This is a genomic window from Streptomyces sp. GL_148, from assembly GCF_057834205.1.
This window is the reverse complement of sequence record NZ_CM174396.1, coordinates 3,977,937-3,990,437: the sequence shown is the minus strand read 5'-3', so window position 1 is coordinate 3,990,437 and position 12,501 is coordinate 3,977,937. Positions and strand designations below refer to the sequence as shown.

The following is a 12,501-nucleotide window of genomic DNA, read 5'->3' as shown; positions in this document are numbered from 1 at the left end:
TCGGAGAGGGAGTTCCGGTGACCGAGAGCGGACAGGGCGGCAGCCCGCAGGGAGGCGAGCCGTGGGGCCCGCACGTGCCCGCGCAGCCGCCCGCGCAGCCCGGCCGGGAGCCGGAGTACCTGCACGGTGAGCCCGCCTACGGCTACCCCGCACCGGGCGGCCCCGCCTACGGCTACCCGCAGGGTCACGTGGTCGGCCCCGGCTACGAGGGCCCCGGCGACCCGCACGGCTACGGCTACCCGCCGCTGCCGGAGGCGGCCACCCAGTACATTCCGCCGGTCCCGGCCGCCCCCGCGCACGAGGAGGCGGCGACGCAGTACATCGCGCCGGTCCCCGCGGCGCCGGCGCACGGCGAGGCCGCCACCCAGTACATCGCGCCGGTCCCGGCCGCCCCCTCGTACGACGAGGCCGCGACGCAGTACATCGCGCCGGTTCCGGCCGCCCCCTCGTACGACGAGGCCGCGACGCAGTACATCGCGCCGGTTCCGGCCGCGCCCGCCGATCCCGCCGCCGGGTTCGACGAGATGTTCCGGGGGGACACGCAGCTGCTGCCCCCCATCCAGGAGCCGGTGCTCCCCCAGCAGCCGCGCCGCCCCCAACCGCCGCAGCGCCAGCAGCAGCACCAGCAGTACGCGCAGCAGCCCCAGCACCAGCAGTACGCGCCGCCGCCGCAGCAGTATCAGCAGCAGCCGCCGCACTACCAGGAGCAGGAGCTCGCCCCCGCTCCCCGCAAGGTCTCGCCCGCGATCATCGCCGCCGTCGTCATCGGCCTGGCCGTCGTCGGGCTCGGGGTCGGTGCGCTGCTCGGTGACGGCAAGGCACAGAACAACGACCCGGCCGCCGCGGCGCCCACCCCTACCCCCGGCAGCTCCGCCGCGGAGAGCGGCGAGGCTCCGCTGGATCCCGCGCAGCCGCAGGCGGTCCAGCTCGACAAGCTGCTCGCGGACAGCAACGACAGCCGGGCGTCGGTGATCAAGGCCGTCGAGGACATCAAGGGTTGCAGCAACCTGGACCAGGCGGCCACCGACCTGCGCGACGCGGCCCGGCAGCGCGAGGAGCTGGTGACCCGGCTCCAGGAGCTCAAGGTGGACCAGCTCCCGAACCACATGAAGCTGACCGCGGCCCTCACCAAGGCGTGGAAGTCCTCCGCCGAGGCCGACAACAGCTATGCGGCCTGGGCGGACGACGTGAAGTCCGACGGCGACAAGTGCAAGGACGGCAAGGCCAAGTCGACCGGCAACGCCTCGGACGCCAACAAGGCGAGCGGCGACGCCACCAGGTCGAAGGAGTCCGCGGCGCGGATGTGGAACAGCATCGCCGCCAAGTACGACCTCACCAAGCGTGACAAGACCCAGCTCTAGGACCGGTCCCCGAGGGATGGTCCCTAGTTCGAACGGGGGGCCTGTTCCAGGGTCTTGGTCATGTCCATGGACTGCTCGCCGCCCGGCTGGGCCACCAGGCGGCCCTGCTGGACGACCTGGAAGGTGACCCGGCCGTTGACCATGCGGGGGAAGCCGGCGACGGCGCGCATGTCCTCGTAGCGCCAGCTGAGGTCGGGGGTCAGGCCGCCGGTCTTCACGGGGGTGGACTGGTTGAGCTTGCGCGTGAGGGCGCGCGCGGTGAGGTCCTCGTCCTCCTTGAACCGCTTCACCGTCTCGCTGAACACCGTGTACGCGATCCAGGTGGTCTGGGCGCCGCTGTCGTCGGGGTCCACGGCGTTGTCGCCGAAGGCGTGGTCGGAGATGACGTTCCGCATCTGCGTCCACAGGGGATCGGTGGCGACCGGGTACCAGCTCGTGGCGTACGCGCCCTCGAAGGGGCTCTCCTTGCCGCCGGTGCGGTCGACCAGGGCCTGGCTGACCGAGCCGAGCACCGAGGAGACCTGCGGTTTGCGGTTCTGGGAGTCGGCGGCGCGGCGGAAGGCGTCGAAGAAGGTCTCGGTGCGGGCGCCGAGGACGGCGGCCACGCAGCCCTTGTCCTTCCCGTCCTTCCCGTCCTTCGCCGAGGAGGCGCCGCCCTTCCCGGGGGGCCCTGCGGAGGCCGCCAGTGCCTGGTTGGCCTGGGTGGAGAGGTCCGCGGAGTCTTCGGCGGCCCGGATGTCGCTCGCCTCGGCCATCTGGTTGGCCTTGAGGCCGGCGTTGAGCTGGATGGGCAGGGAATCGCCGGCGAGGGTGTCGGGGCGGACCAGGGCGACCTTGGCGCAGGTGCGCCCCAGCTGGTGGCCGGCTCCGGCCATCAGGACGGGCTGGCCGCCGTTGACGGGGAAGGAGAGCGGGGACCGGAACTCCTCGGAGGAGACCCCGTACCCGCCGATGAAGGGGATGCCCTCGGCTTCCAGCGGGGCCAGGAAGGCGCGTCCGTGCTGGCTGTAGGAGCCGATGACGGCGACGGTCTTCTCGGCGATCGCCTTGCGGGCGCAGTCGGCGGCGCCGGTGGGCGTGTTGCGCTCGTTGCAGGTCAGGACGCGGAGCTTGTGTCCGTTGATGCCGCCCTTGGAGTTGACCCAGCGCTCGTAGGCCTTGGCCATGCCCGGCATGCCGGGCATGTTGGTCGCCTTGGAGTCCTCCGGAGCGAAGGTCATGACCGTGAGGGTGCCGGCGTCCCCGGGGCCCCCCGAGCCCCCGGGGAGCACCCCGCAGCCGGCGACGAGACACGCGCCCATCGCCATGGCCGTGGTCCGGGCCAGAAAGGTTCGGGAGAGTGCTGCTGCGCGTCGCCGGGTGGTCATGTGCATGCACCATGCCGCGCCAGGGGTAACTGAAGTGTGAGGTGCGAGCAACATCGGGTGACGTCGAGGTGAATTACGGGTGTCACCCACACGCTGAGTGAGCGCCGGGCGGGTCCGGGCCCCCGGGTGCGGGCGCCTGAAGATCACGCCGGACGGGAACGTACGATCGAAAGCGTGACATTCGCCCAAGGTTCGAAGAACTCTTCCCGCCGCGGCGGCCGCTCCTCCACCATGGGCGGCATGCCCCTCAACGACATGCCGTGGTGGCGCTGGCGCAGCAACGTGCGCTCGGCGCTGCACATGCTTTCCGACCCCGTGTTCCAAGAGGACACCTGGCTGGCCGGCGCCGAGGGGTACGGGGACGTCACCGACGCCGTGTACCGGCTCGTCGAGGACACCTGGCTCGACAGCTGGTCCGCGGAGAAGTACGTCGGCACGATCTTCCGTGACTCGCAGGAGGCGGCCCTGGTGGACCTCGCCGTGCTGCGCGTGCTGCGGATCATGCACCAGATAGGCGCCGACGCCCCGGTCTCCGGCTACCTGGAGCACCACGCCTGGCCGGAGGCGGTACGGGCCGCGCGCGAGGCCCACGTACGGCTGGCGACGGCGGACGGGGACGACCCGGACGCGCGCCCGTGCTCACTGGACGTCCTGAAGATCCTCACGCGCGCGGTGTGATGTGGAAGGCTGTGGGGTCATGAGCGACGACCCGCAGCCCCAGGCCACGCAGCAGTACGTACTGACCCTCTCATGCCCGGACAAGCAGGGCATCGTGCACGCCGTGTCCAGTTACCTGTTCATGACCGGGTGCAACATCGAGGACAGCCAGCAGTTCGGCGACCGTGACACCGGCCTCTTCTTCATGCGGGTCCACTTCTCGGCCGACGCCCCGGTGACCGTGGAGAAGCTGCGGGCCAGTTTCGCCGCGATCGGCGACTCCTTCCGGATGGACTGGCAGATCCACCGCTCCGACGAGCGCATGCGGATCGTGCTGATGGTCTCGAAGTTCGGGCACTGCCTCAACGACCTGCTCTTCCGCCACCGGATCGGTGCGCTGCCGGTGGAGATCGCGGCGGTGGTGTCGAACCACACCGACTTCGAGGAACTGGTCGGCTCGTACGGGGTCCCGTTCGTGCACATCCCGGTGACGAAGGACACGAAGGCGGCGGCGGAGGCGCAGCTGCTGGAGCTGGTGCGGGCCGAGGAGGTCGACCTCGTGGTCCTCGCGCGGTACATGCAGGTGCTGTCGGACACCCTGTGCAAGGAGCTGAGCGGGCGGATCATCAACATCCACCACTCGTTCCTGCCGAGCTTCAAGGGCGCGAAGCCGTACCACCAGGCGCACGCGCGGGGCGTGAAGCTGATCGGCGCGACCGCGCACTACGTGACGGCGGATCTGGACGAGGGCCCGATCATCGAGCAGGAGGTCGAGCGGGTGGGGCACGAGGTCACCCCGGACCAGCTGGTGGCGATCGGGCGGGACGTGGAGTGCCAGGCGCTGGCGCGGGCCGTGAAGTGGCACAGCGAGCACCGGGTCCTGCTGAACGGGACCCGGACGGTCGTCTTCACGTAGCCGCCGCGCGGCCTGTATCCGGCTGCGCGGCCTGCATCCGGTCGCGCGGTCTACATCCGGCTGAGCGAGGCTGCCGCGAAGAGGACGTCGCGGATGGCCTCGCGGTCGCCGTTCTGGCCGACCGCGGCCTCCTCCGGGGAGATGTGGCCCGCGGCGAGCTGGCAGAATTCGGCGCCGTCCAGGGCGATCCTGGCCACCGTGTGGTCCGGCGAGGGTTTCGCCGCGGGGGAGTCCAGGGCGATGTCCCAGCCGCCGCCTCCCGCGCCCTCGATCTCCAGGTGCAGGGTCCGGCCCGGCGCCCCCGCCGCGACCAGCCCGCGCGCCGGCGCCGCCAGCCCCGCCCGACGGCGGACGGCCAGGGCCGCCGGCAGGAGCCGGGCCGCCAGGTCGATCATCCGGTTCAGGTGGGGCGCGGACGGCGGCTCGTACGGGTAGTCCACCGCCTCCGCGATGTCCACGGCGTGGACCCAGCACTCGAAGGCCCGTTCCAGGAAGGCGTCCCCGAGGGGCAGGGCGAAGGCGCCGTACTCCACGTCCAGTTCCGCCACTCCGCGGCCCGCGAAGGACACCGTGCGGACCAGCGTGTGGCCCTGCTCCCGCCACGGCTCGCGTACCCGACGGGTGGTCGGGTACGGGGAGTCCTCCCAGAACCGCTCCGTGCGCTCGGTCGGGGTGCCCGCGGGCGCGTCCCGGCCCAGGGGGTCGTCCAGGCCCAGCGCGGCCGCCACGAGGCCGTCCACCGCCAGCAGGTGCCCGATGACCCCGGCGACCGTCGTCCGGCGGGTCTGGTGGCGTTCCTCCTCGAACCACTTCAGCCGGACCGGGGTGTGCCACTCCGAGTCCCCGAAGTCCCGTAGCAGCGCGTCCAGCCGGGCCGTCTCGGTGTCGTACGGGCTCGCCCACACCGGGACGGGGATGCGGGCCGGGCGCTTGCCGAGGCAGTCCTCCAGCACGCGCGAGCGCAGCAGCGGCTTGAGGTCGAGGCTGTCCTCCGGGTGCAGCAGCCCCACGGCGTCGCGCAGCCGCAGCGCCTCCTCGGCGCAGGGCGCGCACTCGGTGAGGTGGTCCTCGACGGCCTGGGTCTCCTCCGCGGAGCAGGCCGCCAGGGCCCATGCGCCGAGCAGGGATTTCAGTACGGCGTGGGTGGGCGGGGGCGCGGCCGGGACGGGAGCGGGCTCGGGCTCGGCGGGCGCCGGTACGGCCGGGTACCCGGAGATCTCCGGGTACTCCGTGTACCGCGCGTCGACGATGTCGTCGGTGTCGTCCAGCGCGTCGAGGGCGTCGAGCGCGTCGAGGTCCTTCGGCTCGTCGGGGTCCAGCGGCCCCTCCGAGGACGGCGCGTACCCCGGCCCCGAGAGGTCGAGGTCGTCGGCCGCACCGCGCGGGCCCGGTATGCGCGCCGGGCCGCCGGGGTTGCGGGGCTGCTCGTGCCGCTCGTACTCTTCGCCGTCTTCTTCACCGAAGGGGCTGGGCGGCATCGTCATCGGGTCGTTCCATATCCGGAGGGGCCGTATCCCGGCGGGACCGTGTCGTCGCGCGGGACGGCGTTGGCCGTGGACAGCAGTTGCAGGCCCAGGCGCAGCCGGCGCCGGGCCTCGTCCTCGCTGATCTGCAGGTCGGCGGCGGCCTGCCGGTAGTCGCGGCGCTTGAAGTAGGCGAGTTCGAGCGCGGCCCGCAGGGGTGCGGGCATGGAGGTGACGATGAAGTCGGCGCGGGCGGCCGCGTTGGCGCTGCGCACCTTCTGTTCCAGTTCCTCGCGGGAGCCGTTGCCCAGTTCGGCCTGGCGCAGGCGGGCGACGGCCTGTCCCTGGGTGATGCGGGCGACCCAGGAGCGCATGGAGCCCTGTTTGGGGTCGTAGGCGTCCGGGTTCTCCCAGATGTAGCCGAAGACCTCGCGGGTGACCCGGTCGGCGGCCTTCTCGTCGCCGAGGACCCGGTGGGCGAGGCTGTGCACGAGCGAGGCGAAGCGGTCGTACAGTTCGCCGAGCGCGGCGGCCTCGCCGCGGGCCAGGCGTTGTTGCATGCGGCGGTCCCAGCGCGGTGGTGCGTCCTTCGGCATCGTGCCCCCAGCCGGCTTCCCGGTTTCGCAGCCGTGTGTCGACCACTCGAATGTAGTGGGCATGCAGCGGGCCGCGCCCGTTTTGCCAGAACCTCGTCCCGGAAGTGCGCCCTCCGTGATAGAGGCGTCGCACGGCGCGAACGGGGAGGTGCGGTCCGGACACCGCTGTTGAGAAAGACGTGGGTACAGGTGTACGCGCCCCGTCGCGCTCCTCGTGCGCTGGTTCGATGCGGCCACCTCCTTGCCCGCTTCGCTTAACGCGCAGGCCACGTAGGCCTTACGCTCCTGTCCTGTCTTGAACTGACCCCACTGCACACGTGAAGGCGGAACGCCGAACATGGACAGCGCAGAATACGAGCGCAAGATCGCCGCCCGATTCGCCACCTTCGACCAGGACGGGTCCGGGTATATCGACCGGGAGGACTTCAGTACGGCGGCCAAGGCGGTCCTGGCCGAATTCGCCGTGGCGGCCCGGTCCGACAAGGGGCAGGCCGTGTTCGCGGGCGCGGAGGCCTTCTGGCAGGGCATGGCGGGCATCGCGGACGTGGACGGGGACCAGCGGGTCTCCCGCGAGGAGTTCGTCACGGGCGCGGCGAAGCGGCTGCGGGACAACCCGCACCGGTTCGCGGAGATCGCGCGGCCGTTCCTGCGGGCGGTGATCGCGGTGGCGAGCCCCGCCGGCGAGGCGGCCGGCGGTGCCGCGGGCGGCGCGACCCCGGCGGCGACGGCGCGCGTCCTGCGCGTGCTGGGCACCCCGGAGGAACTGGCGGGCCCCGTCGCGGCCGCCCTGGACGCGGACGGCGACGGCCGCATCACCGAGGACGAGATCCTGGCGGCCTTCGCCGGCTACTGCGGGGTGGCGGCGCCGGACGCGTAGGCCCTGACCGGGCGGGGCGGGAGCGGGATGGCGGGGCCGGAGCGGGGTGGCGGGGCCGGAGCCCCGCAGCCCCGGCGCGCCCCCGCCCGCTACGCGAAGCGCTCGCGGAGTTTGTACTTGAGGACCTTGCGCAGGGCGTCGTTGCGGGGAAGCGCCTCGACCAGTTCCAGCTGTTCCGGGAGCTTGTGGGTGGAGAGGCCCTCCGTGCGGAGGTGCGCGGTCACCTCGGCCAGCGTCAGCGGGGCCGCGCCCGGGGGCTGTTCGACGACCGCGCAGACGCGTTCGCCGCGTTCCGGGTCCGGCAGGCCTATGACGGCGACGTCGGCCACGGCGGGGAGCTGGTGGAGGAGGTCCTCGATCTCCTTCGCCGAGATGTTCTCGCCCTTGCGGATGATGACGTCCTTGCTGCGGCCCGTCAGGACCAGGTAGCCGTCCTTGGTGAGGTGGCCGAGGTCGCCGGTGATCAGGTAGCCGTCGGCGTCGAAGAGGCCTGTGTTCTGCTCGCGGCCCAGGTACCCCTGGCAGACCGCCTCGCCCCGCAGGCGGACCTCCCCGTCGGTGTCCGGCGGGAGGAGCGTCCCCTCCGGGGTCGTGATGCGGATGGACATGCCCTTGGGGGGCCGGCCCTCCGTGGTGGCGAGGTTCTCCGCGGTGTCGTCCGGGGCGCCCATCGTGATCATGGGGACTTCGGTCATGCCGTAGCCGTGGGTGAGTTGGCAGCCCAGCTCGCGGACGACCGCGTGGTAGATCTCCGGGGGCTTGGGGGCGCCGCCGCCCGCGAGGAGGCGCAGGGTGGGGATGAGCTTGGCGGAGGGGTCCTTGCGCTGCTCGGTGAGGAACATCGAGTAGAAGGCCGTGGAGCCGCCGGCGACGGTGACCCCGTGGCGGCGGTACCCGTCCAGGGCGTCGGGCATCGCGAACTTCTCGAACAGGACCGCCGGGAACCCGTAGAGCAGCAGCATCACCGTGTAGTCGGGGCCGGCGATGTGGGCGAACGGGAAGGCCATCGAGCCGACGTCGTCCGGTGACAGGTGCAGGGCGTGGGCCAGGCAGGAGCCGCCCGCGATGAGGGAGCGGTCCGTGTGCAGGACGCCCTTGGGGTCGGAGGTGGTGCCCGAGGTCCAGTAGATCCACCGGACGGCGACGCCCTCTTCGGGGGGCGGGGGGAGCACGGCCGGGTCGCCGGTGGGGAGGGACTCGTAGGCCTCGAAGACGCTGTGCGCGCCGAGGCGGTGGGCCATCGCGGTGTGGTCGAAGCCGCGCCAGACACCGGGGACGGCGAAGAACTCCGCCTTCGACTCGCGCAGGGCGAAGCCGACCTCGCGGTCCCGGTAGAAGGGGATGACGGGCGTCTGGACGGCGCCGATCCGGGCGAGGGCCACCGAGAGCAGCACGGTCTCGATGCGGGTGGGGAGCTGCCAGGCGACCACCGTGCCGGGGCGCACGCCCATGCCGTACAGGCCGGCCGCGACCTGCTCCGAGCGGCCCTGCAGCTCCGCGAAGGTCAGGCGCCGGTCGTCGGCGGGATCCTCGGCGGCCTCGATGAGGACGGGTGCGTCGGGGGTCATGGCGGCCCGGCGGGTGATCAGGTCCCAGAGCGTGCGGGACCGGCTGAGTTCGACTGCGGTGCTGTCCGTCATCCCGGACCGACCTCCCCTGGCCGACATGACCTGACGGATAGTCAGATCAAGCGCAGAGCGTAGGGCGCGGACGCTTGTCGGTCCAGAGGTGGGGAGCTAGCTTGGTTCCAGATTTCTGACGCTCCATCAGATTCGCCGGAGCGGCGGATCGGAGCGACGGAGCCATTCGGCATGCGGCGAGGGGACATCATGGAACTGCCTCGGATCATCAGCGTCGACGACCACGTCATCGAACCGGCCCACCTGTTCGACGTGTGGCTGCCCGCCAAATACCGCGACCGCGGGCCCAAAGCGCTCACCGCCGGCATCGGCGAACTCGCCTACACCGGCGGCAAATACGTGATCACCATGGACCCCGACGGCCCGCCCACCGACTGGTGGATCTACGAGGACCTGAAGTTCCCGTACAAGCGCAACATCGCCGCCGTCGGCTTCGACCGCGACGAGATGACCCTGGAGGGCATCACCCGCGAGGAGATGCGGCGCGGCTGCTGGGACCCCAAGGCGCGCCTCCTCGACATGGACCTCAACCACGTCGAGGCCTCCCTGTGCTTCCCGACCTTCCCGCGCTTCTGCGGGCAGACCTTCGCCGAGGCGAAGGACAAGGAGGTCGCCCTGGCCTGCGTGCGCGCCTACAACGACTGGATGGTCGAGGAGTGGTGCGGGGACAGCGGCGGCCGCCTCATCCCGCTCTGCATCATCCCGCTCTGGGACATCGACCTGGCCGTCGCCGAGATCCGCCGCAACGCCGCGCGCGGGGTGCGGGCCGTGACCTTCTCCGAGATCCCCACCTACCTCGGCCTGCCGTCCATCCACTCCGGCTACTGGGACCCCTTCTTCGCCGTCTGCCAGGAGACCGGCACCGTCGTCAACATGCACATCGGGTCCAGCTCCCAGATGCCCGCCGCCTCCCCCGACGCACCGCCCGCCGTGCAGGCCGCGCTCAGCTTCAACAACGCCATGGCCTCGATGATGGACTTCCTGTTCAGCGGGGTGCTCGTCAAGTTCCCGACGCTGAAACTGGCGTACAGCGAGGGCCAGATGGGCTGGATCCCGTACGCCCTGGAGCGCGCCGACGACGTGTGGCAGGAACACCGCGCCTGGGGCGGGGTCAAGGACCTGATCCCCGAGCCGCCGTCCACGTACTACTACCGGCAGATGTTCTGCTGCTTCTTCCGCGACAAGCACGGAATCGCCTCGCTGGACGTCGTCGGCCGCGACAACGCCACCTTCGAGACGGACTACCCGCACGTGGACTCGACCTTCCCGCACACCAAGGAGGTCGCCCTCGACCACGTCAAGGGTCTCGACGAGGAAACCGTCTACAAGCTGATGCGCGGAAATGCCATCCGTATGCTCGGTCTTGACTTCGACAAGGACCGGCGGACGGGGCGGTAGGCGCAGTGGACCTCACCTACACCGAGGAGGAACGGGAGTTCAGGGCCCGGCTGCGGGCCTGGCTCGCCAAGGAGCTCCCCGGGCTGCCCCCCAAGCCCTCGCCCGACGACTGGCCGGGCCGCCGCGCCTACGACGCGGGCTGGCAGCGCAGGCTGTACGACGCCGGGTACGCCGGACTGCACTGGCCGGTGGACGCGGGCGGCCGCGGGGCCACCCCCACGCAGCACCTGATCTTCCTGGAGGAGACCGAGCGCGCGGGGGCCCCGTACGTCGGCGCGAACTTCGTCGGGCTGCTGCACGCCGGCCCGACCATCGCCGCCGAGGGCACCGCGGAGCAGCGCGCGCGCTGGCTGCCGCCCGTCCTGCGCGGCGACGAGGTGTGGTGCCAGGGCTTCAGCGAGCCGGACGCGGGCTCCGACCTGGCCTCGCTGCGCACCCGCGCCGTCCGCGACGGCGACGAGTACGTGATCACCGGCTCGAAGATATGGACCTCGCACGCGGAGGTGTCCGACTGGTGCGAGCTGCTGGTCAGGACCGATCCCGAAGCCCCCAAGCACCGCGGGATCTCCTGGCTGGCCATGCCGATGGACGCCCCCGGGGTGACGATCCGGCCGCTGCGCACCCTGGCCGGGTCCACGGAGTTCGCGGAGATGTTCCTCGACGAGGTACGGGTCCCGGTCGCCAACCGGGTCGGCGCGGAGAACGACGGCTGGCGGGTCACGATGGTGACCCTGTCCTTCGAGCGCGGCACCGCCTTCGTCGGCGAGGTCGTCGCCTGCCGGCGCACCCTGGGCGAGCTGGCGCGCACCGCGAAGGCGAACGGCCGCTGGGACGACCCGGTGCTGCGGCGCCGGCTGGGCCGGCTGTACGGGGAGTTCGGCGCCCTGTGGCGGCTCACCCAGTGGAACGTCAGCGAGTCGGAGCGCTCCGGCGGGGTTCCCGGCATCGGCGGCAGCGTCTTCAAGCTGGCGTACTCGCACGCGCGCCAGGAGCTGTACGACACGGCCGCCGAGGTGCTGGGCGCGCAGTCCCTGTCCCTGGACGAGGAGTGGACCCTGGACCGGCTCTCCTCGCTCTCGTACACGATCGCGGCGGGCACCTCGCAGATCCAGCAGAACATCGTGGCCGAGCGGATCCTCGGCCTTCCGAAGGGCAGGTGAGCGTCCGTGGACTTCCAGCCGACGCAGGACCAGCGGGACCTGCGGGCGGGCGTACGGGACCTCCTGGCGGGCCGGTACGGGCGCGAGGAGCTGCGCGCCTCGGTCGACCGGGCGGCCGCCACCGGTGGGTCCGTGGACCGTGAGCTGTGGCGGGAGCTCGGCGAGGCCGGGTTCTTCGCGCTGCGGCTCCCGGAGGACGAGGGCGGGGTCGGGCTCGGGATGCCGGAGGCCGTCCTCGTCTTCGAGGAGGCCGGGCGGGCACTGCTGCCGGGACCGCTGGTCGCCACCCACCTGGCCGCCGGACTGGTCGCGGGGGCCGCGGAGGGGGAGGCGGTGGTGACGGCCTTCGACCTGGAGGGCCCGCTGGTGGCCCACCTCGGCGAGGCGGACGCGGTGCTCGGCGCGGACGGGGAGCCGGTCGAGGTGTACGCGGGGGAGCCGGTGCGTTCCGCGGACCCGCTGACCCCGCTGGCGCGGGTGCTGCTGCCGGGGGAGCCGGTGGCGTCCGGCGCGTACCGGGACGCGGGGGCGCTGCTGACGGCGGCGCTGCAGCTCGGCAGCGCACTGCGCACGGTGGAACTGGCGGTGCGGTACGCCAAGGAGCGCGAGCAGTTCGGGCAGCCGATCGGGGCGTTCCAAGCGGTCAAGCACCTGTGCGCGCAGATGCTGGTGCGGGCGGAGGTGGCCCGTACGGCCGTCTACGCGGCGGCGGTGACGGCCGATCCGGCGGAGGTGGCCGGGGCCAAGCTGCTGGCCGACGAGGCCGCCGTGCGCAATGCCCGGGACTGTCTGCAGGTGCACGGCGGGATGGGCTTCACCTGGGAGGCGGACGTACACCTGCACCTGAAGCGGGCGTGGGTGCGGGCGGAGCAGTGGCGGACCGCGGCGCAGGCGGAGGAGGCACTGGCGGCGGAGCTGCTGGCGGCGGTGGAGTAGCCAGGCCGCCGACGCGATTGCTCGCTCGCTGTGACGGAGGGGTGCGGGAGGGACGGCGCGGGACGCATGTCCGATTACGGAGAGTTGATATCGGTTTGTGTCCTTCGCCCGACTCATTGCGCCCCGGAGC

The 12,501-nt window shown here is 72.1% G+C and carries 11 protein-coding genes; 7 read left to right on the top strand and 4 right to left on the bottom strand.

Features of this window, described 5'->3' with window-relative positions:
* Positions 1–17: 17 nt before the first annotated feature.
* Positions 18–1,361, top strand: a complete 1,344-nt coding sequence (locus AC3IYI_RS18265) for a hypothetical protein (RefSeq protein WP_489411191.1) — start codon at positions 18–20, stop codon at positions 1,359–1,361.
* A 23-nt stretch (positions 1,362–1,384) separates the two neighbouring features.
* Here the strand turns inward: AC3IYI_RS18265 and AC3IYI_RS18260 are convergent, their stop codons facing one another.
* Complete coding sequence (locus tag AC3IYI_RS18260; protein ID WP_489411190.1) at positions 1,385–2,728, bottom strand: ABC transporter substrate-binding protein; 1,344 nt, start codon at positions 2,726–2,728, stop codon at positions 1,385–1,387.
* Positions 2,729–2,959: 231 nt separating this feature from the next.
* On the opposite strand from AC3IYI_RS18260, the gene AC3IYI_RS18255 reads away from it, so the two are divergent.
* Together AC3IYI_RS18255 and purU are read left to right on the top strand one after the other, a co-directional pair.
* A complete protein-coding gene (locus AC3IYI_RS18255) occupies positions 2,960–3,406 on the top strand; it encodes an SCO4402 family protein (RefSeq protein ID WP_489411575.1) in 447 nt (148 codons plus the stop codon).
* A gap of 19 nt (positions 3,407–3,425) precedes the next feature.
* On the top strand, positions 3,426–4,301 hold the full coding sequence (gene purU / locus AC3IYI_RS18250) for a formyltetrahydrofolate deformylase (protein WP_489411189.1): 876 nt from the start codon (positions 3,426–3,428) through the stop codon (positions 4,299–4,301).
* A gap of 50 nt (positions 4,302–4,351) precedes the next feature.
* Here the strand turns inward: purU and AC3IYI_RS18245 are convergent, their stop codons facing one another.
* Positions 4,352–5,785 carry a maleylpyruvate isomerase N-terminal domain-containing protein gene (locus AC3IYI_RS18245; RefSeq protein WP_489411188.1) on the bottom strand — a complete coding sequence of 478 codons (1,434 nt, stop codon included), beginning with the start codon at positions 5,783–5,785 and terminating at the stop codon, positions 4,352–4,354.
* Positions 5,782–6,360 (bottom strand): sigma-70 family RNA polymerase sigma factor, encoded by a 579-nt coding sequence (locus tag AC3IYI_RS18240; RefSeq protein WP_489411187.1) that lies wholly within the window; start codon positions 6,358–6,360, stop codon positions 5,782–5,784. Before AC3IYI_RS18240 ends, AC3IYI_RS18245 begins: the two co-directional genes overlap by 4 nt.
* A 337-nt stretch (positions 6,361–6,697) precedes the next feature.
* Between AC3IYI_RS18240 and AC3IYI_RS18235 the strand changes: the two genes are divergently transcribed.
* Positions 6,698–7,237 carry an EF-hand domain-containing protein gene (locus tag AC3IYI_RS18235; protein ID WP_489411186.1) on the top strand — a complete coding sequence of 180 codons (540 nt, stop codon included), beginning with the start codon at positions 6,698–6,700 and terminating at the stop codon, positions 7,235–7,237.
* A gap of 89 nt (positions 7,238–7,326) precedes the next feature.
* On the opposite strand, the gene AC3IYI_RS18230 is transcribed toward AC3IYI_RS18235, so the two are convergent.
* Positions 7,327–8,877, bottom strand: coding sequence for an AMP-binding protein (locus tag AC3IYI_RS18230; protein WP_489411185.1), 1,551 nt, complete (start codon positions 8,875–8,877; stop codon positions 7,327–7,329).
* Positions 8,878–9,066: 189 nt separating this feature from the next.
* Here AC3IYI_RS18230 and AC3IYI_RS18225 point away from each other — a divergent pair, with 189 nt between their 5' ends.
* The 3 genes from AC3IYI_RS18225 to AC3IYI_RS18215 are packed head-to-tail and all read left to right on the top strand — an operon-like array spanning position 9,067 to position 12,371.
* Positions 9,067–10,275: an amidohydrolase family protein gene (locus AC3IYI_RS18225; protein ID WP_250742735.1), complete on the top strand. Its 1,209-nt coding sequence runs from the start codon at positions 9,067–9,069 to the stop codon at positions 10,273–10,275.
* Positions 10,276–10,280: 5 nt separating this feature from the next.
* Complete coding sequence (locus AC3IYI_RS18220; RefSeq protein ID WP_489411184.1) at positions 10,281–11,435, top strand: acyl-CoA dehydrogenase; 1,155 nt, start codon at positions 10,281–10,283, stop codon at positions 11,433–11,435.
* A 6-nt stretch (positions 11,436–11,441) separates the two neighbouring features.
* Positions 11,442–12,371 carry an acyl-CoA dehydrogenase family protein gene (locus AC3IYI_RS18215; protein WP_489411183.1) on the top strand — a complete coding sequence of 310 codons (930 nt, stop codon included), beginning with the start codon at positions 11,442–11,444 and terminating at the stop codon, positions 12,369–12,371.
* Positions 12,372–12,501: the final 130 nt, after the last annotated feature.